Source organism: Microcoleus sp. w2-18bC1 (assembly GCF_036700365.1).
Lineage (GTDB): Bacteria > Cyanobacteriota > Cyanobacteriia > Cyanobacteriales > Microcoleaceae > Microcoleus.
Window position 1 is genome coordinate 41,073 of the sequence record NZ_JAUBOS010000026.1, and the last position, 22,157, is coordinate 63,229.

Genomic DNA, 22,157 nt, shown 5'->3' on the forward strand with positions numbered 1-22,157 from the left:
AATGTCGCGAAAGTTTTTCGACAGTCGATATATCGATCGGCCCGCTGACACACCCAAAAACGGATACTGTGCCGCGTACACTCGCCTTGTGGACAATCCCTAATTTTAGACCAAAGTTCCAGCTCCTTTGATTCAATGTCGCAAGTAAATCGAAAATCGAAAATCGAGTGACGCACTCTACGACAAAATCCCAGAATCTACTTTTTTTGCAACCGAGGGTTCATGTACTTTTTTCGCAAACAGATTGCCATCCTGTTGATAGTTGTTGCTTGCTGTACGCTGACGATTAGTTGCAGCGATAGCCGAGCTGTCCAGTGTACTAAATTTACTGAAATTGTCAACAAAGGCAACGCTCTCCTTGAGGTTGATAAAGACAGCAACGATGCTGCAACGACCGACAATTTAGCTAAAAATTTGAACCTGATAGCGAATGAACTTGAGGATCTGCGAATAACAGATTCAACCCTCAAAGAAATTCAGCAGCCATCGGTTAAATCATTCCAGGAAATTAGTCAAGCACTCGGCGACATAAGCAAAAGTCTTCAGGCTGGAAATCTCGCTTCTACAAGTATAGAAGGTCGAGAGCAAATCCAAACCGCTCAAGCAGATATTATTAGAGCCGGCCAACAGGCGAATCAAGCAGCCGCAAATCAAGACGCTTTGACTAGCAAACTGATTAATTATTGTAAGGGCGATCGCTAAAGGCTAAGAGTTTTGATTTGCGAGATGGCCACGCAAACTCCAACAACGCACAGCGGGTGAATGAATTTGAGGAATGCGTCGCCTTCACCTACTATCTACCCCTTTGCAATTACCCAATTTAGTGATGAATTTCTAGATTCAAAATATAGCGACCGAGTTGTACTTTCTCCGACCACAACTCGTATTCTAACCGCAAGTGATCCGGTTCCGGCTTTCCTGTCAGCGTCAAGTTGCGAGTGAAGTTGCGGAGTCGCAACTGTTCGGGAGTGGCCAGCGATTCGCCCTGAAGCCAATAACGGCTCAGGCCGTACATTCCTCGTTCCCAGCAGTGGCGGTAACTGTATTTGCCGTTTCCTTGCATGGTCATAATGACTCGATAAGGGGAAACTTCTAGCCAGAGCAACCGGGGTTTTGTAGTTGGGGGTAAGATTGTAACTTGCTCGGCAGATGCGTCGGAGTCGTCAGAAAATTGGCGATCGAGGATGGCTGGTTCGTGCAACAACAAGTGAAAGCGATCGCGGTCTTTTTGATAAAGCGTACCAGCGGTTTCAACAACTGACCACAATGGTAAATCTGTGGATACCAGCGATAAACTTACAGGCTTGCGGTGATGCGTCAGCATAAACAAAAGTGTAGGAGTTGTTGTGGATCGGGGGGTTTGAGATTTGAGATTTTAAGCTTTAGATTTTAGATTTTAGATTAGCTGGGTTCCAAATTCCGGAGCTTTTGCTTAAAAAAATGAAAAATCTACAACTGGCAATCGAAAATCGAAAATTGTTTAGTCACAATTCAATCATCTGGTCGATAACTCACAGCAGGAGATGAAATCTAAGCATATACACGGATAATATTTGTGAAATTAATGTGAAATTAAAGTGAAATCCGTGCCGTTGCCTCCGCACTCCTGTGTCCTCGATAACTGACAGCAGAGTCTCTGGGCGAGTTTAATCAGGCTTTAAGTTAACCGGACACATTGGGAAAAAACCCGCAGGCCGTACAAAAGACGACTGACTTAGGACTGAGAAAAAGGTAGGATAGCTAACGCCATCCAATCCTAGTTTATCTCAATGCAAGCTGACATTATAACTACTACGCTTCTTGACAAAAGCCAAACTTTAAGCATTCAAAAACCGACCTCGGGCTTGTCGCTGGTGGGGAGGATTCGAGTTCCGGGCGATAAGTCAATTTCTCACCGAGCTTTGATGTTGGGTGCGATCGCCCAAGGTGAAACTACTATTGAGGGACTACTCCTAGGGGAAGACCCCCGCAGCACGGCTAAATGTTTCTCGCTCCTCGGAGCCAAAGTTTCTGAACTCAACGCGGAACGGGTGACAGTCACGGGCGTCGGAATTGGCGAGTTAGAGGAGCCTGTAGAAGTCTTGGACGCTGGCAATTCCGGCACAACGATGCGGCTAATGTTGGGAATTTTAGCGTCTCATCCGGGGCGTTTTTTTGCGGTAACGGGTGACAGTTCTCTGCGATCGCGCCCGATGTCGCGCGTCATTAAACCGCTGCAACTTATGGGATCGCAAATTTGGGGTCGAAAAAGTAATTCTTTAGCTCCCTTAGCGATACTCGGACAGCAGTTAAAACCAATTCACTACCATTCTCCGATCGCCTCGGCTCAAGTTAAATCTTGCATTTTGCTCGCCGGTTTGATGGCAGAGGGAGAAACTACAGTCACAGAACCCGCTCTGTCGCGGGATCACAGCGAACGGATGCTGCGAGCGTTTGGAGCCCAATTGAGCGTCGATCCAGAAACTTGTAGCGTGACAGTTACTGGGCCGACACAACTGCAAGGGCAGAATGTGATTGTACCGGGAGATATTAGTTCGGCGGCATTTTGGCTAGTTGCAGGGGCGATCGTCCCGGGTTCGGAACTCGTAGTCGAAAATGTCGGCGTCAACCCAACTCGTACAGGCATTTTGGAAGCTTTGGAAATGATGGGGGCCGATATTGAACTGCAAAATCAGCGAGAGGCCGCCGGAGAACCTGTAGCGGATATTTTGGTTCGCAGTTCCGGCCAATTGCGGGGATGCACCATTGCGGGCGACTTAATTCCCCGACTGATTGACGAAATCCCGATTTTGGCAGTAGCGGCGATCTTTGCGTCGGGTACTACAATAATTCGAGATGCGGCCGAGTTGCGAGTCAAAGAGAGCGATCGGCTGGCCGTGACCGCTGCCGAACTCAACCGCATGGGAGCCCAAATTTCCGAGTTACCTGACGGTTTAGAAATTACCGGGGGAACTCCTTTGACTGGTGCGGATGTTGACAGCTACACCGACCACAGAATAGCGATGAGTTTGGCGATCGCAGCGCTCAACGCCACAGGTATTACTAACATTCACCGGGCAGAAGCTGCTGCCATTTCCTACCCCGACTTTACCGCCACTTTGCAACAAGTTTGCCATCCAAATTGAGATTGGACATTGGGCATTGGGCATTGGGCATTGGGCATTGGTTGCTGGTTATTTGTTATCGGTTATGGCTATAGCCTTACAAATAACAAATAACCAATGACTAATGACTTCCTCTAAGAATCTTTCCCTACAACTTGTTCTTTTAAAGAATCAATTTCCGTTAACAACTCTTGGCGATTAGAAGCCTTGAGCAGATACCGGTAAACAAACCAACCCGTATATCCCATGCCAATCAACTCAAAAATTGGAGCTACCAAAGGGACATCATTAAGAGCACCTAAAACTCCCAGCATTACCTTAATACTAATACCGCCTGCCAGAATTAAACCAACAGTTATGAGGGGCTTTTGGTAGTCAGCAAAAAAATTAGAGAGATAGACTGGAAGTTCCGACAAAATTGTAATAACTTGGTCTTTAATATCTTGGAACTGACCTGCCGTTGTTTCTGTGGTTGTCACTGTAGTCATGACCCCCGGTTTGTCCTCAACCAGATCTACTGTCACGACTTCAGTGATTGTTTGTGTCTCGTCCGAAAAGTTAGCTTGTGTCATTGAATACTTCCTCCGTTGTCAGGTAAAATTGCAGGCTGTGAATTGCTGCCAGTATAATTGTCCGGCAATTAGCACAGCATCCGCGCTGCAGGGACTAATTGATGAGACTAAGGCAGAGTTTCACAAATTGCAAGCAAAAATAACGATATGACTTGATTTTAAACAATTGCCTTCCCTGCCAAATCGGTCTTTTGACTCATTTTTTCACTTGAGCGAGGTCAATTTGATTCGGGCAAGGGCGTCCTTGTTCAAAGTCGGTGATATTGCCGATCGTGGTTTCGGCGATATTTTTCAAAGCTTCCTCGGTGAAAAAAGCTTGGTGTCCGGTAATCAGGACGTTGGGGAAAGTCAGCAAACGCTGAAATACGTCGTCTTGAATGACGTGATTTGACAAATCCTCAAAAAACAGATCCGTCTCTTGTTCGTAAACATCTAAACCGAGGTATCCAATTATACCAGATTTCAGTCCTTTGGTAACAGCTTTAGTGTCAATCAACTGACCGCGGCTGGTATTGATCAGCATCATCCCTGGTTTCATTTGTTTGATCGCCTCTGCACCGATTAAATGGTAAGTTTCCGGTATCAGCGGACAGTGGAGGCTGACAATATCAGAAGCGGCGAAGAGTTCCGGGAGTGCGACGTATTCCATGCCTAGGGCGAGGCAATCCGGGTTTTGGTAAACATCGTATCCCAGCAGGTGACACCCGAATCCGTGCAGAATTTGGGCAGTAATTGCACCAATTCTGCCTGTTCCGACGATTCCCACCGTTTTGCCGTGGAGATCAAAACCCAACAAGCCGTCTAGGGCGAAATTGCCTTCGCGGACGCGGTTGTAGGCCCGATGGATTCTGCGGTTGAGGGACAAAATCAGAGCGACTGCGTGTTCGGCCACTGCGTAGGGAGAATAAGCCGGAACGCGGAGGAGAGTTAGATTTAAATCCTTCGCTGCTGCTAAATCGACGTGATTGAATCCGGCGGATCTCAGGGCCAGCAAGCGAACGCCTTTTTCGGCAATGCTAAGCAGCGTTTTCGCGTCCAAGGAGTCGTTCACGAACGCGCAGACTGCCGGAAATCCAGCAGCCAAAACGCTGGTTTCCAGGTTCAGACGCGGTTCAAAAAAAACTAAATCGTGTTTGTCGCCGACATTCGCTGCTTCCAGAAATGTGCGATCGTAAGATTTGGTGCTGAATACGGCTACCTTCATGATTTTTGCCTGCAAACCCAGTAATAGTTGGAAATTCTTTCCCGATCAACTCTAAAGTTTACTAGAACGCCGTGGCCCCAAACAACCCACTTTCCATGAGAAATATCGCTTGTGGTTAGTTATGACTACTTTATGTAATGACTAATAAACAATGGTTAATTACCAATCTGGCGGCAAATTGTAATATTCGAGAGTTGATTTGTCTGCCAGCAAATCTTGGGTTTTTCTGTCAATTTTAATCTCGCCATCCGCCAAAACTAAAGCCCTTTGAGTTGTTTTCCCGATCCAATTCAAATTGTGAGAAGCGATCAAAATTACCTCGATCGGCAATTGAGACAAAACTGACGCCAAGTGACGCCGCCACGAGGGATCTAGTCCGTTGGTCGGCTCGTCTAAGATTAAAATTGCCGGCTCTAATGCTAAAATTGCTGCCAAGGCTGCTAACCTTCTTTGACCTCCCGAAAGTTCATGGGCAGAACGGTTGGCGAATTCTACTAAACCAAATTCGTCTAATAGTGATAAAGCTCGATCGCGCGCAACTCCCGGCGGCACTCCATAATTGCGGGGCCCGAACATGACATCCTCTAAAATAGTCGGCATAAATAGCTGGTCATTAGCATCTTGAAAGCAAAATCCAATCTGCCTCCGCGCCTGCGATAAAGTCGCCTCTTCCAACTTTTTTCCCTGCACTCTAATCTCGCCCGATTGAGGCATTTTTAATCCGATCAAGTTTTCGAGCAAAGTGCTTTTACCAGCACCTGTCAGACCGAGTAGAGCAACTCTTTCTCCCGGTTGCAAAGTAAAAGAAATCCCCCGCAATATTGGCTTTTGATCGTGATATCCGAATACTAAGTTTTCTACTTCGATTGTTGGCACGGATTTGAGTATAGTCAATTTTTATTTTCCTCTATTTTAGGATTAAGAGTATTTAACCGCAGAGAACACAGAGGGCGCAGAGAGGGGAAGGGAGAAGGCAAAAGGTAGAGGCATGAATGAATCAATTACAAATTACCAATTGCCCGTTCTAAATTACCACTTACCATAAGAAGCTATTGTTAATCCGGCTGCCATTAAAATTGCTACTGTCAGCCAGAGTCGCTCTTTTGGTGTTGATTTTGAGTCAGCAGGTAAAGCTCCTTGATAGCCGCGAATTAGCATGGCTGCGTGTACTCTTTCTGCCCGATCGAGACTTCGCAAATAAAGCGCTCCGATCATGGAAGCGCTGGCGTAGCGCAGCCATCCTCCGGTACCCGATAAGCCCCGGAGTTGGGCAGATATTTTCATGCGGTTGACTTCGGTCAGCAGGATTTCCAAGTATTGTCCCGTTAACAGTACAATCTCTTGCAAACCTGCTGGTAGGGGTAATCCTTTGAGGGCGATTCCGAAACTGTGGGGTGGCAAAGTTAACAGGAAGCTGTTCATAATTAGCAGGCAAATTAGGGAACGCAGCAACAGAAAACTAGCGCGTTCCCAACCTTGGGGCAGGACTAATAAGGAGAGAAAAAGCAATTCTGCTCCCAAAAGTTGCGCGAGGGTTCGCACCGGAGCCCTCAGCCAAAACGACCAAAAAAGTGTGATCGCTCCATAAATTCCCAGCCACAGCCAAGCGCCTGTCTTCAGAAAACCCATGCCAATCACAATTGTGAGAGACACTCGCAATCGAAAAGGTATGGAGAGTTTAGACATCTTTAGGTTTTACCACCAACTGAGCAATTCCAAAAGCCGCGCCGAAGCTGAAGGCAGACCCTAAAAGTCCAGCAATGCTAGTACCAATCGGCTGTTCTTCTAATCCTTTAACTGTGTAATCTGCTAAAGGAGTGGGATTTTCGATTGCCACAGCTTCTTTATCTTTAAAGCCGTATTTTTCGGCTACCGCTTCTAACCCGTCAGGCCAACTTGAAGCAAACAGTGAAAGCACCCCGGAAATTAATAAAACTCCGATTACTGGCACTACCCATTTCTGCAATTGTGGCTGTTGTCCCGGCAGTAAATCCGGCCGCACTTTGACGAGATAAGTTAAAACGCCACCTGTAATTACCCCTTCGCCAATCCCAATTAAAATATGTACGCCTACCATTGCGGGCAATGCGATATTGAGCCCTACTGTTCCAGAAATTGCCAATTGGATCGCCACAGAAATCGAAGCAGCCACGACGCTAAGGGCGGCTGCAATCCCTGCTGCTAGCGGCAAACGATTTCTGGAACCTCCCAAAAGTTGCTGCAATGGCTGCAACAGCCACCAGCCCACCCAAATGCCAACTAGCCCCATGTTAAAAATATTGGCTCCCAGGGCGGTGATGCCCCCGTCGGCAAACAAGACGCTCTGAATTATAAAAACTGTACTCATCGCTAAAGTTGCCGCCCAAGGGTTCCCCAAAACGACGGATGCGAGCGCCCCTCCCAACAAGTGGCCGCTGGTGCCGCCGGCTACGGGAAAGTTGATCATCTGGGCTGCAAACACGAAAGCTGTGGTTAAGCCCATGATTGGGGCTTGTCGGAGTCCAAGACTGGCGCGGGTTCGATTTAGGGCAACTGCAATTGCTGCTGCGCTTGCTATGCCGGTGGCAACGGCTACTGGCGGTGAAAGAAAACCATCAGGTATGTGCATTGATGTATCCCAAACAAGAGAACTTCCAGCCCTTTAGTCAACTATTTTTTACAAAAATTTACCATCCCCTGTGGGGGTATTTCTGCGATCGAGCGATCGGGGGATTGGTGGCGGGCGATCGCTTATTTGATATAGATTACCGCCTCAAAAGCAAAATTTTGAGGATGAGAAATTTTACATTAAATAATCCTGAAGAATTATTGGGATATTTTACCTAGCACCCCCAAATTGAAACTTTTTGATAAGAATTATCAATATTTGTTTACAGATTCACCTCCACAATTGTATTCACCGTCAAGCTCAAACAAGAATATTAAAAAAATATAAAGAATTCCGTGAAAATCTCTCATTGGTTTTATTCTCAACTCTTGAGAATAAATAGCATTAAGTTTTTGAATACCGCAGCCAGTGAAATTAGCAGATAGCTAGTCACAGCAAAAGTATTGCGTGTTATAGAAACTAAAAAGTGCGAATTATTGCGACTTAATATAGTTAGCAGTAGGTTAGCAGTTGTCACTCGCGCCAATGGGCGATCGGCTTTTCCCGCACGGGCTGCATTCTCAAGAAAATCAAAGATCTAATGCAATTATTCTCAACTAATTTTCCGACCAACCTACAGGAGGCCCGCCAGCGGTGCAACACTCAACCCCAGACTCAACTACCGATTTAGTTCCATCGGAATTTCCCAAACAGTTAGATATCGCTCAAGTTTCTATCTACGGGCTGAGTTTTTTATCGGCTGGTATGTTTCTGTTTTTACCTTTAGTCAACCTACTGCATCCCAGCCATTGGCAACGATTGATGGGAACCATTCACGGCTTAGGCGCAATGTTTGCAATGGTAGTGATGGTTTACACGGGACATTTAGCTTTCCCCTTGCTGCGGGGTGCCGGTAAAATCTTGCCGCAAATGCGTACATTAGCCTTTTGGTCATCTATTTTGAGCTTTTTAGCCATAGCTACCGGCAATTGGGCTTATATGCGTTATCGGGCAGGCATGGACTTTGGCGGAGCTCGGGCTTGGCTGAAAGAAAACTCGCCTTTAGGGCAGTATGTTTTGATGGAATATCACGAGTTTAGCGTCCTGTTTACCCTGCCATTAGCAATAGCTTGCACCTGGATTCTGTGGACTTACGGCGATGCAATTTTAGAAAAGCAGAATCGCCCGGTTTTAACCGCAACCTGTGTAGCTTTGATGGCGCTAATGTTTTTTTCAATGGGGGGCATGGTAAGTGGAATTGGCGTTGCAAAAATTCATGCTTTGTAGTCAGCATTGGCCAATTATCAACTATCAATCGATCGACTCTCAACTCTAAACTCTCAATCGATTGACTCTCAGGGCGGACAAGGTGGCACTGACCCTACCCACTATCAACTATCATAGGAGATTTGTGAAATGACCAGACAATTATCCCGCCAAAGTCATGCGGGTGATGAACCTTTTTACGGAAAACTTTGGAGCAAATTAAAACACTTTCCCAAAGGTTTAGCTGAGGGTTCGGCAACTGCGCCTAGCGTTTCGGGCCCGGCAGCAGCAGCAATAGTTAGCGCTGCAATTGGTTGTTTCACAATGATGGTGAGTCACCATTTAGGGGACACATCCAAAGAGATAAACGAAATGCTTTGGAACCTCGGTAGTTGGATTCCGGGAAGCAAGACTAATGATGAATTGTGGGGAAACATCGGCAGCTACACGGGCAAAGAAACTATGTTGCTTGTCGGTTGGCTTGTCAGTTGGCCAATTCTGCATCTGCTGTGGAAAAATCAGCAGATTAAAAGTCGCACCATATTTTTCTGGATGTTTGCTTTGTTAGTTGCTGCGACAGCTATGTCCTGGCATCCTCTCTTCCCCTATTTGCCCTTAACTTAAATAATTCGAGGTTTAATGATGGAAACAAAAAATAAGCCGATCCCAGCCAGGGAGATGCACAAAATAGTTTGGATTAGTATGGGAGTTTTGACTCTTTTCTTTGTGACTTTTCCTATCTCAATGTGGCGCGTCAGCCAAAAAGAAAAGTTTCTCGGTTCCCACGTCAAGTCTTTCACAATCGAGGGGAAAAAACCCGATAATGCTGTTGCTAAGGGGCTGGTCCAACCAGCGATTGCGAGTAGCAGTGCGCTTGCGACTACAAATAATTCCAGTTTAGTTGTTGACAGCCAAAAAAAGCTGCCTGAGAAGTCTCCACAGGTTGTACCTTTCACTAATACGTCTACTGAAACGGCTATTTCGAGTAGCCCTACAGATAAGACTGTCCAAGCTGTACCTGTATCAGCAGGCCAGCAGCAAGTTCAGGCGGTGGATGGAACAAATCAGACAGCAGAAATTACGGATAGCGTAAAACTAGATGAGTTAGCTCTGAAAGTCTACGATCGCATCGATCAAAGTTGGCAAACTAGCCCTACGTTCAATCAAAATCTAGTCTATCGAGTCACTACAAGTCAAGATGGGGCGATCAGCAATTTCGAGCCGCTCAATCAACCAGCCAAGGATTACACCCAAGAAACTCCTTTGCCACATCTGCTCAAATCTCCCGAAACTAGCAGCAACAATGCAGCGCCAGTCGCTAAATTTACTGTAGTGTTTGCTCCTACTGGCACCTTAGAAGTTAACCCCTAACTCACATACAACATCTATATCCGGTAAGGTTCGCCATCCACACCTTACTTTTCATTTTTAACTTAAATGTGATATTATAAACAGCGCCCTCTAAGGCATTCTACTTCTAAAACAACAAATGAAAGAACTTGACGAGAAAAAAACCCAGGAACTGCTATGCACCATCATGGAATGGGAACTGGCAGGTGTCGTGCGCTATACCCACTATTCACTAATGGTGACAGGGCCAAACCGGATTCCCATCGTGCAGTTTTTTAAAGCACAAGCCACGGAATCTCTAATCCACGCCCAACAAGCAGGAGAAATTCTCACCGGTTTAGAGGGGCATCCTAGTCAGAAAATTGCTCCCATCGAAGAAACCTACAAACACTCGGTGAAAGACTTGTTAGAAGAAAGTTTAAATCACGAGAAAAAAGCGCTCAAAAAGTATAAATCTTTACTTGAAGTTGTGACAGACTCCAGCGTTTATTTGGAAGAATATGCCCGCAATTTGATTGGGCAAGAAGAATTGCACCAAGTAGAATTGAAAAAAATGCTGCGGGATTATAGTTGATTTAATCATTAGTTAGTTGTTATGGGTTATTGGTTATTGGTTATTTCCACTCACCAATGACCAATACCCCATGCCCATGCCCCATGATTATAAAAAATGAATTTTAGTGAAGCCATACCCACTTTTGTAATTACCCTGCGCGAAGGCGTAGAAGCCGCCTTAGTTGTCGGAATTGTACTAGCTTGCCTCAAAAAAGCCGAGCAAAGTCACCTCAATTCTTGGGTTTATGCAGGTGTCGCAGCCGGCATTGGTGCTAGCGGTATTGTGGGTATTCTCTTCAATGGATTGCTCGCAGCACTATCAACCTCAGAGCAGCCTTACGCACCAGTCATTAAACAGCTATTAGAGGGCGTGTTGGGCATTGTGGCGATCGCAATGCTAAGCTGGATGCTAATTTGGATGACTCAGCAAGCTCGCTTTCTCAAAGCAGAAGTTGAAGGAGCAGTTACAGCAGCTTTAACAGAAAATAGCAATGCCGGCTGGGGCGTATTTGGCTTAATTTTTATTGCGGTACTGCGCGAAGGTTTTGAAACAGTTATATTTGTCAGCGCTCAATTTCAACAAGGTTTAACTCCTGCTTTGGGTGCTTTGGGCGGTTTGACTGGGGCCGCAATCATTGGCGCGCTACTGTTCAAATGGGGTGTCAAAATTGATATCCGCCTGTTTTTCAAGTTTATGGGGATTTTGTTGCTGTTAATCGTAGCAGGTTTGGCAGTATCTGCACTCAAACATTTTGACCAAGCCGCTGGGATTTTGTCGCAGATGAATAGCAAATATTCAGCAATTTGTTTTTATTACGATCGCCTCGCACCACTCCACTCTTGTATTTTAGGGCCTCTGGTGTGGAATGCAGCGGAAATTTTGCCCGATCGACAATTTCCAGGAGTGATTCTCAAAGCACTGTTTGGATACAGAGAGCGACTTTATCTCGTCCAAGCGGCGGCTTACACCATATTCTTAGCCACCATCGGCGGTCTTTATTTCCAAAAATTAGGCTCTCAGGCAACTCTTCCCAACCAAAATACTCAGCCAGCTCGATCGGAAACTCGCCCTCAGTAGGTACGCAACTGTTTTTATCGGTTGTTTTGCTGATTCCAGGGCGATAAAAAAATTAGCCCCACACGCAAAAAATTGACCAAAAACTTTCAGTTTGCGGGATTTATTATTTGACTTTTATATGATACAATTAAATGGTGCCAACATTGTTTATTTATTTTATAAATAGTCATAATAATATTATTTGATAATACCGTCAATACCCCAAAAAATAGGCCCTACCAATCCAAAAACACAAAAATTTTATCAGCAAAATTAACTAACTTAAAAAAATTACAGTTAACGGTTAACAGGGTTATGTAAAACGCAGACTACCGTTAGGGCGATCCTGTGAAGCCCCAGGCGCACCCTGCAAAAGTTAAGGCTGTTCTTTCCGACCAAAAATCTGTCCCCAGCAAGATTTTTGGTAAACAGTTTTCTGATAAGCGCTCTTAGGGCTTATAATTAGTACAAGAATATTTACAGAGTCCCGAAAGTTCTTAATCAACCTTATAATCCTTAATGAAGCTTAAAATTAAAAAATTGTTCGTTAAAGTTACCTGGAACCCCCAGAAGGCTGTAGGATCTGCCATTCGGTTAGCTGTGAGATAAATAATGATGCCTCGGATACTTGTTATTGATGATGACGCGGCGATCGCCGAACTCGTAGCAGTCAACCTAGAAATGGCTGGCTACGAAGTCACCCAGGCAGAAGACGGCATCAAAGGTCAGGCACTAGCCATACAAATGCTCCCCGACCTGATCATGCTAGACCTCATGCTGCCTAGAGTAGACGGATTCACCGTATGTCAGCGTTTGCGGCGTGACGAGCGCACCTCCGACATTCCCGTCTTGATGTTGACAGCCTTAAGTCAAACTCAAGACAAAGTAGAAGGCTTCAACTCCGGCGCCGACGACTACCTGACCAAACCCTTTGAACTAGAAGAGATGCTAGCCCGAGTGCGAGCTCTACTAAGACGCACAGACCGCATCCCCCAAGCGGCCAAACACTCCGAAATCCTGAATTACGGCCCGCTGACCCTTGTCCCCGAAAGGTTTGAAGCTGTTTGGTACGCTCAGACAGTCAAACTGACCCACCTAGAGTTTGAGTTGCTGCACTGCTTGCTTCAGCGCCACGGCCAGACAGTCTCTCCCAGCGAAATTCTCAAAGAAGTGTGGGGTTACGACCCCGACGACGATATCGAAACTATTCGTGTACACATCAGACACCTGAGAACCAAGATGGAACCCGATCCCCGCCATCCTCGGTACATCAAAACCGTATACGGGGCTGGTTATTGCCTGGAGTTACCCAACAACGAGCAAGTAGCTGAACAAACAAAATCCTCTGCTTGAGCTAGCACGCCAGATGCAACAAGCAGTTAAAAGTTCCGCTAGAAAAGCCTGAGAGCATTTGCTCTCAGGCTTAGTTGTTTGGAGTTTGATATGAATATGTCAACAAGTAGGCATTAACTCTCTTCATTCGGAAAAAAACAATCCCACACCCCCCTCTGACCGCGCGGTTTCATTCTCTTGTAGGGGCTAGCCCCATGTCTGAAACTGTGAAATCGCCTGTGGGGGGCTAGGCACGGGGACACTACCCCTACAAAATCGCGATTTTCGTGAGAACGAAACCGCCCTGCCTCTAACCGTACTTTTAGAGAAGCTTGTCCATAGGAAAGTACCGGATTTCTTTTTCCACCTTGTCTTTTCCGAGAGGATTGGATACCTACTTAAACAATACTCTAGCCATAATACTCTTTAATAATATTATTTATCAATAAATTTAGAGGTATTCCTTTAGCTGCTATTTTGGCTAAGAAGAAGCCAAACTCCGCTCAAGCGCCAAAAACAGTCATAATCGTGATATAACGATGTTTTTTCCTACTGATTTACATACCTGAACTCAAATCAGTGAAAATTTTTCTCAAATACCCCTTGACTAAACTACTAAAATTGTTGATTATCTATATCAATAATCTGCGATCGCTTAAAACTCCCCTGGCATCTTTCTCAAGAGGTAAATCACCGTGACCAGCATGGCAAAATCCTTCCCAGCCGAAGGAAAATCATTTCCCTGGTGGGTCGGCAACGCCCACTTAATCAACCTTTCCAGCCGTTTGCTCGGTATCCACGTCGCCCACGCCGGCCTCATCGTCTTCTGGGCGGGAGCCTATCCCTATTAGAGCTTTCCCGCTTTAACTCAGAATTGCCCATGTACGAACAAGGCTTAATCCCGTTGCCAAACCTAGCCAGACTCGGCTTGGGCGGGGGTGCGGGAGGCAAAATTGTCGAGACTGATCCGTACTTCGCCATTAGGGCGATTCACCTAATCAGCTCAGCCTTTCTCGGCTTCGGCGGCATCTTTCACCCCCTCAAAGGGCCAGCCACCCTCGAAGCAAGAACTTCTTTCTTTGGCTACACATGGGAAGACGCACACAAAGTGACCACCATCTTGGGCATCCACCTAGTTTTGCTGGGTGTCACTACCTTCTTGTTGGGGGCTAAAGCTATGTATCTCGGTGGTTTATGACTGTCTTTTTCTAATATTTATGTATTGCCACTTTGATTATTTTTGTGGAGTCTGTCCGTAACATTTTCAGAAGGAGTGCATCAAATCAAGCGCTTGTATCCAATTCCTTGTGATTGAAATTTTTTTACTAACGACTACCGCCTCACATTTACAGTGCGCCCGTGCGTTGCTTGTGCTGAAGATGCGAGCGGTTGCACTGACTTTGAACCTAAGACTTGTTTTATCAATGCTTATCCGCAACATTGCTATAAACTTCACAAAAATTACGCAGAAATACCGAAAACAACTTTTTCAGTTCCACTTTTAGCAAAGGGGATAGGTGGCTAGCAGATTACCCTGGACTAAAGGGAGAGTCTAGAGTTATATGGATTATCACGGAAAATATACTTTAGGAGCATCTAAAAAATAGCACGAATAAATAACAGATAATCCATGACCATCCTCGTTCAACTTTTTTATTTTTTCCGACATGAATTTATACAGTGCTAACTCACTCAAAGTCGAACTCAACCAAAGAGGCTGCCGCCTGACTCCCCAGCGAGAAACTATTTTGAGTGTCTTTCAAAATCTACCGCAGGGTAATCATTTAAGTGCGGAAGAATTATACAGGACTTTGCAGAATCAAGGAGAACGAATAGGCTTGTCTACTGTCTACCGAACGCTGCATTTGTTAGCAAGGATAGGAATTTTGCGTGAACTAGAATTAGCAGAAGGACACAAACATTACGAACTGAATTTTCCCGAATTGCACCACCACCATCATCTGGTTTGCATTCAGTGTCACAAAACCTTTGAATTTAGCGATGAATCAATTTTAAAAATTGGCAAAAAGCAAGTTGAAAAAGCTGGGGTAGAACTGCTTGACTGTCAGTTAACTGTGCGTGCTGTTTGTTTGGAAGCGCTGCGGGAGGGATGGCCTTCTTTGGTACCCAGTAATTGGTTGTGTCCCAGATATCATTCTGAAATGGATGAGGAAATTAGTTAATTTGGATGAAATACACTTAGGTAATATGGAATTGGTGATAATTGGTAATTTGTGCTCTTTTATTCGTTATGAGCTGTTAGTTATTAGCACCTACACATAACCAATGATAACTGACAACTGACTGCTGACTGCTGAACTCACTTTTGCAATCAAGCAACCTCAGAAGAATCGCAACGTTGGTGTTCCATCCGAAATATGTTAGCGTACAAACTAGCAACAATCTGTTTGCCTTCCTGCGTCAACTGCAAGTAACCGAGAGATTCACTGATGTGAGGATAAATGCCGCTCCAGTAAAACTTAGAGTAGCTTTGCAGCAAGTCGCCCGGATGTCGATAGCCCAAAACTTTAGTAGCACCGCTTTCTTCCAACTCGTAAAACAGCGCGCCAATTTTCTGCAAATATTGCGGGTTGCTGAGCTGACCTATCAAGTCAGCACCGCGCACTAAACTAGAATAATTACCTGCATCCTCGTCAGTGTTGCCGTCAAGCACCGAGAAACGAGTCTGTTCTATGTTCTGCTTAATTATCTCAGCATTAATTAGCTTGTGGTTGCCGAAGCGCTCGTCAATAAACAATTTGGCTCTGTCAACTCGGTAAGGAGCTAAGCTAGCGGCTGTTGCACCGGGAGCAAGTGCAATTCTCATGCCATCTTTTCCCGTAGCATATAATCCTTCTGATTCTTGGTCTTGCCGGCAAACTCCTTTGACATATCCGATGTCTTGGCACAGCAAAGAAATAATGAAGTGCAGCCAATCTTCGCAGGAAACTCCGCCCTTGCGAATGTGTTTTCCCCGCAAGATTTCTTGACCGACTAAGCTAATGCAAATGGCGTGTTCTACATTGTGATAAAGAGCATCGCTGTTGGCGATGTTTTCTAACGCCATTGCCCCCACCCAGGCAATAATGTCAGCATAGTCTGATTTGTAGCCTCCGTAAGTGCGGCTGTACCCGTTCTGAAGTTGTTCGATAAAAGCCTCGATCAGCAGTTCTGTAGAATTAAACATACCCTTTCCTTTTAGCTTAATATTTCCTTTTAAGAGCGGTGCATCTATTGGGGATTCGTCTACTTTTATGGATGAGATTTTAGCTCATACCAATTCACTATGAAGATACACTAAATGAGGCTGATGTCTTTTTGGTTGGAACTATATCCTTAGCGTTATATTAAATGCAGCTTCATAGTAAATTGGTATCACCACTCATGCACCCCGTGTGTGTTGTGCTCCGTGGGTGGCAAGTGGGTGGCAAGTGGGTGGCAATCTCAAAACTCTTTGACGCAGCTACGCCCGGGGAGTCACGAAGCAATCTCGCGCCCTGACTCAAAACTCCCAAGCAACTCAGTCCATCACTGACACCCATCCCCGCCGTACTGCATAAAGCAGCCTCGTGACAATTTTTCGATCCTCTGAACTTTTTAAACTGTGAGAATTAATTGCGTATTGAATTTGCTGGAGCACAGTCCGATCGATCTTACCGGATTTCCAAATGTTCAAGTAAAGTTCGGAAATTTTATATTCAGGAATATAAGCTTTGGTTGTCATCTGCAGTCAACTCAATGTATATTTCTTATTGTCCGGCAATTTTAGATAACTTTATGTGATGTAGATCGGCTATAGACTGTGATGCGATCCCAGGCTGGAGTTAATGCACCTCTCCTAACAATGGTAATTTGAGCGAAAAAGCGCGATATTGCGATGTCATAAATTTTGCTGACGGCTGTGAAAATCATTATAGTTGCGCCCAAATTGTAGGATGTCACATACCATTCTCCCGTTGCGCTCGCCCCCTCCCAACTTGCAGCAAGGAAGAAAGTTTGAGCGCGGGTCGCGCAAATTTCTTGCCAAAGAAACACGCGTCGTGTACAATACAGAGTCTGGTATCCTCACTTACCCATAATTATTTTCATTCATCCCGTCCCCCCAGAGGGGAAGGGACTTTCAGTGCGGATACAGCCAAATCACTATATTCAGCAAAAAGCTAGAAATGCCGTAACTCATGCCCACTATTCAGCAACTCATCCGTTCAGCACGGGAACAAACGCAGAAAAAAACCAAATCGCCAGCTCTCAAGAGTTGCCCCCAGCGCCGCGGAGTTTGCACCAGAGTGTACACGACCACCCCGAAAAAACCCAACTCGGCGCTGCGGAAGGTGGCTCGGGTACGGCTGACCTCTGGTTTTGAAGTCACCGCCTACATCCCTGGGATCGGTCACAACTTGCAAGAACACTCGGTAGTAATGATCCGGGGCGGTCGGGTAAAAGATTTGCCCGGAGTTAGATACCACATCATTCGGGGTACATTAGACACCGCTGGGGTGAAAGACCGCAAGCAGGGTCGTTCCAAATACGGGGCCAAGCGTCCTAAAGAGAAAAAATAACACGGAACTCGCCCGATCGTCGGGGTAGGGAAGCAAAAATAAATCCGATCGCGCCGCTCAATTGCACGCTCGATCGTCATAAATCGATATGTGATCCCAAAACCCCAAACTCAATCATTCAAAATCAAAAATCCCAAATAGAACTATGTCTCGCCGCACAGTTATTCAAAAACGTCCAGTTCCACCAGATCCAACCTACAACAGCCGGTTGGTAAGCATGATGGTGAGACGGATCATGCAGCACGGCAAAAAATCCGTTGCCTCCAGCATCGTCTACGACGCCCTCAAAACCATCCAAGAACGCACAGGGGCTGAACCGTTAGACTTGTTTGAAAAAGCAGTCAAAAACGCCACACCCCTGGTCGAAGTCAAAGCCCGCCGGGTAGGTGGCGCCACCTACCAAGTGCCGATGGAAGTGCGTTCCGATCGCGGTACCACCCTCGCCCTCCGCTGGCTGATCAGATTTGCCCGCGCCCGCACCGGACGCTCGATGGCAGCCAAGCTAGCCAACGAACTGATGGATGCAGCTAACGAAACAGGGAGTGCTATTCGCAAGCGCGAAGAAACTCACCGTATGGCTGAAGCTAACAAGGCTTTTGCTCACTACCGCTACTAACTGCAACAACGGGCATGGAGAAGAGCGCGATCGTTCGATATAAAAGCATCGGGTGAGAAATTGGAAAGTGTAAGTTTTGAGTGTTGAGATTGCTTCTCTTGGCGCAGTTGCGATTGGTGAAGCAAACTCAAAACTCTCAAAATCAAAATTCATGCACTCAAAATTCATGCACTCTCTGAATCCTCCATGTCGCATCCTTAATATTTTTGTAAACAAATCTTGCAAAAAATATTAAAATGTAACAATAAGCTCCAGAGACTTTTGTAAGTCACTGGGGAGTGCAAAATAGGGTTACTGTGTAGTATAATAGTATTATAACAGCAACACAAGATTAAGGAGGTAGCTGTGGCACGTACCGTCCCGCTAGAAAAAACTCGCAACATCGGCATCGCAGCCCACATAGACGCGGGCAAAACAACAACAACTGAAAGAATTCTGTTCTATTCAGGCATGGTTCACAAGATGGGTGAAGTGCACGAGGGAACAGCAGTCACTGACTGGATGGAGCAAGAGCGGGAGCGGGGAATTACGATTACTGCCGCTGCTATCACCACCAGTTGGAAAGATTACAAAATCAACATCATCGACACTCCCGGACACGTAGACTTCACGATCGAAGTCGAACGCTCGATGCGAGTGCTCGACGGAGTGATCGCAGTGTTCTGCTCGGTAGGGGGAGTGCAGCCACAATCCGAAACAGTTTGGCGACAGGCCGATCGGTACCACGTACCCCGGATTGTGTTCGTCAATAAAATGGATCGGATGGGGGCAAACTTCTACAAAGTCTACGGCCAAATTCGCGATCGAATGAGAGCGAACGCCGTACCCATCCAAATCCCGATCGGCAGTGAAGAAAACTTCCGGGGAATTGTAGACTTAGTGCACATGAAAGCCTATATCTACAACAACGACATGGGAACCGACATCGAGGAAGTAGAAATCCCCGATGAAGTAAAGGATCTAGCCGTAGAATACCGCACCAAGCTGATCGAGTCCGTAGCAGAAACCAGCGACGCCCTCACGGAGAAATACCTCGAAGGCGAAGAGTTAACGGAAGACGAAATCCGCTTGGCCCTGCGTCAGGGCACTGTCGAAGGTACGATCGTCCCGATGTTGTGCGGTTCGGCATTCAAAAACAAAGGCGTTCAGTTGTTGTTGGATGCAGTCATCGACTATCTGCCCTCGCCCTTGGAAGTTCCTCCAATTCAAGGACTCCTGCCCAACGGCGACACAGCAGAGCGGTTTGCCGACGACAACGCGCCGCTGTCAGCCCTGGCCTTCAAAATCATGGCTGACCCCTACGGCCGCCTGACCTTTGTTCGCGTCTACTCCGGTATCCTCAAAAAAGGAACCTACGTCCTGAACTCCACCAAAGACAAAAAAGAGCGGGTTTCTCGCCTAATTGTACTCAAAGCGGACGATCGGATAGAAGTTGAGGAACTCCGAGCCGGAGACTTGGGAGCAGCCTTGGGTTTGAAAGACACCTTCACCGGCGACACCCTCTGCGAAGAAGGAGCGCCAGTGATTCTGGAATCTCTGTTTATTCCAGAGCCAGTCATCTCGGTGGCTGTCGAACCCAAAACCAAACAAGACATGGAGAAGCTCTCCAAAGCCCTCCAGTCACTCTCGGAAGAAGACCCCACCTTCCGAGTCAACGTTGACCCAGAGACCAACCAGACTGTCATCGCCGGTATGGGCGAACTGCACCTGGAAATCCTGGTTGACAGGATGCTGCGGGAATTCAAAGTAGAAGCGAACGTGGGTCAGCCACAAGTAGCCTACCGTGAAACCATTCGCAAATCCGTCCGCGCCGAAGGTAAATTTATCCGCCAAAGTGGCGGTAAAGGTCAGTACGGTCACGTCGTGATCGAACTAGAACCCACCGAAGTCGGAAGCGGCTTTGAATTTGTCTCCAAAATTGTTGGTGGCACTGTACCCAAAGAGTACATCGGCCCGGCAGAACAAGGGATGAAAGAAGCGTGCGAATCAGGTATTGTAGCAGGATATCCCGTGATTGACCTCAAAGCTACTATGGTAGACGGGTCTTTCCACGACGTAGACTCCTCAGAAATGGCATTTAAGATCGCCGGTTCAATGGCGATCAAAGAAGCCGTGATGAAGGCGTCGCCAGTGCTGCTAGAGCCTATGATGAAAGTAGAGGTTGAAGTTCCCGAAGATTACATCGGGAACGTCATCGGAGACCTCAACTCGCGTCGGGGTCAGATCGAAGGTCAAGAGACGGATCAGGGGATAGCCAAAGTTTCTGTAAAAGTTCCACTAGCAGAAATGTTTGGTTACGCCACCGACATCCGCTCGAAAACCCAAGGTCGAGGCATCTTCACAATGGAATTCAGCCATTACGAAGAAGTGCCGCGAAACGTGGCTGAAGCCATTATCGCTAAGAACAAAGGGAACTAATGATTTTGGATTTTAGATTTTGGATTTTGGATTGAATCCAAAGTCTAGAATCTAAAATCTCAAGTCTAAAATCGCTAAAAAAAACAAGGAACAGATCAAGAATGGCACGCGCAAAATTTGAACGGAATAAACCCCACGTAAACATCGGCACGATCGGTCACGTTGACCACGGCAAAACAACTTTGACCGCCGCGATTACGATGACTCTCTCTGCACTAGGTCAAGCAAAGGCTAAGAACTACGCCGACATCGACGCTGCGCCAGAAGAAAAAGCACGGGGTATTACGATTAATACTGCTCACGTGGAATACGAAACCACAGGTCGGCACTATGCTCACGTAGATTGCCCCGGACACGCTGACTATGTGAAAAACATGATCACCGGTGCAGCTCAAATGGACGGCGGCATCCTAGTAGTGTCAGCGGCAGACGGCCCTATGCCTCAAACTCGCGAACACATCCTGCTAGCTAAGCAAGTTGGCGTTCCCAGCTTGGTTGTCTTCTTGAACAAAGAAGACATGGTGGATGATGCTGAACTGTTGGAATTGGTAGAACTGGAAGTTCGCGAACTTTTGAGCTCTTACGATTTTCCGGGCGATGACATCCCCATCGTCACAGGTTCGGGATTGAAAGCTCTCGAAGCGATGCTTGCTAATCCCAAGACAGTCAAGGGCGAAAATGAGTGGGTTGACAAAATCTACAAGCTGATGGAAGAAGTAGATGCTTACATCCCCACCCCAGAACGCGAAGTTGACAAGCCTTTCTTGATGGCAGTTGAAGACGTATTCTCGATTACTGGTCGGGGTACTGTCGCCACTGGCCGGATCGAACGCGGAACCATCAAAGTCGGCGAAACAGTAGAATTGGTGGGTCTTAAGGACACTCGCAGCACTACAGTGACTGGTGTGGAAATGTTCACCAAGTCTCTGGAAGAAGGTTTGGCCGGCGACAACGTTGGTCTACTGCTGCGGGGGATTTTAAAGGCGGATATTGAACGCGGAATGGTGATTGCCAAGCCGAAAAGCATCCTGCCTCACACTCAGTTTGAATCTGAAGTGTACATCCTGAAGAAGGAAGAAGGCGGCCGGCACACGCCCTTTTTCTCTGGCTATCGCCCTCAGTTCTACGTCCGTACCACTGACGTGACCGGCACGATCGCACAATTCACGGCTGATGACGGTACTGAAGCAGAAATGGTGATGCCCGGTGACCGGATCAAAATGACCGTGGAGTTGATTCACCCGATCGCGATCGAACAAGGAATGCGCTTCGCTATCCGCGAAGGCGGCCGCACCGTCGGCGCCGGCGTTGTTTCCAAAATTCTCAAGTAGGACTCGCATAACAGCTTAAATAGCAGAAAAGCCGCCAAATATTAATAGGCTTTTCTGCTATTTAGTGAGTAGTGAGTAGTTATAGGTTAGTGGCCAGTTGTTAGTAGTTATGGGTTAAATGTTCAATAACAAATAACAAATGACTGATGACTGATGACTAATGACTAATGACTAAAAATAAACTGAACCTCGAAAATTCAAGAAAC

General features: G+C 46.4%; 22 protein-coding genes and 1 pseudogene. 15 read left to right on the plus strand and 8 right to left on the minus strand.

Features of this window, described 5'->3' with window-relative positions; translation table 11 throughout:
• The first annotated feature begins 222 nt into the window (after nucleotides 1-222).
• Nucleotides 223-702, plus strand: coding sequence for a hypothetical protein (locus QT979_RS15490; protein WP_333215427.1), 480 nt, complete (start codon nucleotides 223-225; stop codon nucleotides 700-702).
• A gap of 118 nt (nucleotides 703-820) precedes the next feature.
• Here QT979_RS15490 and QT979_RS15495 read toward each other — a convergent pair whose 3' ends face one another.
• On the minus strand, nucleotides 821-1,324 hold the full coding sequence (locus QT979_RS15495) for a hypothetical protein (protein WP_333081266.1): 504 nt from the start codon (nucleotides 1,322-1,324) through the stop codon (nucleotides 821-823).
• Nucleotides 1,325-1,769: 445 nt separating this feature from the next.
• On the opposite strand from QT979_RS15495, the gene aroA reads away from it, so the two are divergent.
• A complete protein-coding gene (aroA, locus tag QT979_RS15500; RefSeq protein ID WP_333215425.1) occupies nucleotides 1,770-3,125 on the plus strand; it encodes a 3-phosphoshikimate 1-carboxyvinyltransferase in 1,356 nt (451 codons plus the stop codon).
• Nucleotides 3,126-3,238: 113 nt separating this feature from the next.
• Here aroA and QT979_RS15505 read toward each other — a convergent pair whose 3' ends face one another.
• The 5 genes from QT979_RS15505 to QT979_RS15525 all read right to left on the minus strand — a co-directional run bounded on the left by QT979_RS15505 (nucleotide 3,239) and on the right by QT979_RS15525 (nucleotide 7,488).
• Entirely contained in the window at nucleotides 3,239-3,676 is a 438-nt protein-coding gene (locus QT979_RS15505) for a CAAD domain-containing protein (RefSeq protein ID WP_333215423.1), read from the minus strand.
• Nucleotides 3,677-3,872: 196 nt separating this feature from the next.
• Entirely contained in the window at nucleotides 3,873-4,880 is a 1,008-nt protein-coding gene (locus QT979_RS15510) for a 2-hydroxyacid dehydrogenase (protein ID WP_333215421.1), read from the minus strand.
• A gap of 159 nt (nucleotides 4,881-5,039) precedes the next feature.
• Complete coding sequence (locus QT979_RS15515) at nucleotides 5,040-5,774, minus strand: ABC transporter ATP-binding protein (protein ID WP_333310906.1); 735 nt, start codon at nucleotides 5,772-5,774, stop codon at nucleotides 5,040-5,042.
• 135 nt (nucleotides 5,775-5,909) lie between these two features.
• Entirely contained in the window at nucleotides 5,910-6,566 is a 657-nt protein-coding gene (locus tag QT979_RS15520; RefSeq protein WP_333215417.1) for an energy-coupling factor transporter transmembrane component T, read from the minus strand.
• Nucleotides 6,559-7,488 carry an energy-coupling factor ABC transporter permease gene (locus QT979_RS15525; RefSeq protein WP_333215415.1) on the minus strand — a complete coding sequence of 310 codons (930 nt, stop codon included), beginning with the start codon at nucleotides 7,486-7,488 and terminating at the stop codon, nucleotides 6,559-6,561. Before QT979_RS15525 ends, QT979_RS15520 begins: the two co-directional genes overlap by 8 nt.
• 2 nt (nucleotides 7,489-7,490) lie before the next feature.
• Here QT979_RS15525 and QT979_RS15530 point away from each other — a divergent pair, with 2 nt between their 5' ends.
• The 9 genes and pseudogenes from QT979_RS15530 (at nucleotide 7,491) to QT979_RS15570 (ending at nucleotide 15,210) form a co-directional block, all read left to right on the plus strand.
• Nucleotides 7,491-7,706, plus strand: a complete 216-nt coding sequence (locus QT979_RS15530) for a hypothetical protein (RefSeq protein ID WP_333310908.1) — start codon at nucleotides 7,491-7,493, stop codon at nucleotides 7,704-7,706.
• A gap of 415 nt (nucleotides 7,707-8,121) precedes the next feature.
• A complete protein-coding gene (locus tag QT979_RS15535; protein ID WP_333215411.1) occupies nucleotides 8,122-8,754 on the plus strand; it encodes a hypothetical protein in 633 nt (210 codons plus the stop codon).
• 129 nt (nucleotides 8,755-8,883) lie between these two features.
• On the plus strand, nucleotides 8,884-9,357 hold the full coding sequence (locus tag QT979_RS15540; RefSeq protein WP_333215409.1) for a hypothetical protein: 474 nt from the start codon (nucleotides 8,884-8,886) through the stop codon (nucleotides 9,355-9,357).
• A 15-nt stretch (nucleotides 9,358-9,372) separates the two neighbouring features.
• On the plus strand, nucleotides 9,373-10,104 hold the full coding sequence (locus QT979_RS15545; RefSeq protein ID WP_333215408.1) for a hypothetical protein: 732 nt from the start codon (nucleotides 9,373-9,375) through the stop codon (nucleotides 10,102-10,104).
• Nucleotides 10,105-10,222: 118 nt separating this feature from the next.
• Nucleotides 10,223-10,657 (plus strand): ferritin-like domain-containing protein, encoded by a 435-nt coding sequence (locus QT979_RS15550; RefSeq protein WP_333075906.1) that lies wholly within the window; start codon nucleotides 10,223-10,225, stop codon nucleotides 10,655-10,657.
• A 96-nt stretch (nucleotides 10,658-10,753) separates the two neighbouring features.
• Nucleotides 10,754-11,716 (plus strand): FTR1 family protein, encoded by a 963-nt coding sequence (locus QT979_RS15555; protein WP_333215406.1) that lies wholly within the window; start codon nucleotides 10,754-10,756, stop codon nucleotides 11,714-11,716.
• A gap of 594 nt (nucleotides 11,717-12,310) precedes the next feature.
• The gene (locus tag QT979_RS15560; protein WP_333215444.1) at nucleotides 12,311-13,048 is read left to right on the plus strand and encodes a response regulator transcription factor; all 738 of its coding nucleotides are present in this window, start codon (nucleotides 12,311-12,313) and stop codon (nucleotides 13,046-13,048) included.
• A gap of 683 nt (nucleotides 13,049-13,731) precedes the next feature.
• Nucleotides 13,732-14,225 (plus strand): annotated as a pseudogene (locus tag QT979_RS15565) (hypothetical protein).
• Nucleotides 14,226-14,694: 469 nt separating this feature from the next.
• Entirely contained in the window at nucleotides 14,695-15,210 is a 516-nt protein-coding gene (locus QT979_RS15570; protein WP_333081255.1) for a transcriptional repressor, read from the plus strand.
• A gap of 149 nt (nucleotides 15,211-15,359) precedes the next feature.
• On the opposite strand, the gene QT979_RS15575 is transcribed toward QT979_RS15570, so the two are convergent.
• Nucleotides 15,360-16,214, minus strand: coding sequence for an Npun_R2479 family HD domain-containing metalloprotein (locus tag QT979_RS15575; protein WP_333059034.1), 855 nt, complete (start codon nucleotides 16,212-16,214; stop codon nucleotides 15,360-15,362).
• Nucleotides 16,215-16,547: 333 nt separating this feature from the next.
• On the minus strand, nucleotides 16,548-16,751 hold the full coding sequence (locus QT979_RS15580; RefSeq protein ID WP_333215945.1) for a hypothetical protein: 204 nt from the start codon (nucleotides 16,749-16,751) through the stop codon (nucleotides 16,548-16,550).
• A gap of 454 nt (nucleotides 16,752-17,205) precedes the next feature.
• Here QT979_RS15580 and rpsL point away from each other — a divergent pair, with 454 nt between their 5' ends.
• The 4 genes from rpsL (at nucleotide 17,206) to tuf (ending at nucleotide 21,951) form a co-directional block, all read left to right on the plus strand.
• Nucleotides 17,206-17,586, plus strand: coding sequence for a 30S ribosomal protein S12 (rpsL, locus tag QT979_RS15585; protein WP_006632197.1), 381 nt, complete (start codon nucleotides 17,206-17,208; stop codon nucleotides 17,584-17,586).
• 145 nt (nucleotides 17,587-17,731) lie between these two features.
• Complete coding sequence (rpsG, locus tag QT979_RS15590; RefSeq protein WP_006632196.1) at nucleotides 17,732-18,202, plus strand: 30S ribosomal protein S7; 471 nt, start codon at nucleotides 17,732-17,734, stop codon at nucleotides 18,200-18,202.
• A gap of 345 nt (nucleotides 18,203-18,547) precedes the next feature.
• Complete coding sequence (gene fusA, locus QT979_RS15595; protein WP_333215943.1) at nucleotides 18,548-20,620, plus strand: elongation factor G; 2,073 nt, start codon at nucleotides 18,548-18,550, stop codon at nucleotides 20,618-20,620.
• A 101-nt stretch (nucleotides 20,621-20,721) separates the two neighbouring features.
• Nucleotides 20,722-21,951 (plus strand): elongation factor Tu, encoded by a 1,230-nt coding sequence (gene tuf, locus QT979_RS15600; RefSeq protein WP_242724596.1) that lies wholly within the window; start codon nucleotides 20,722-20,724, stop codon nucleotides 21,949-21,951.
• Nucleotides 21,952-22,157: the final 206 nt, after the last annotated feature.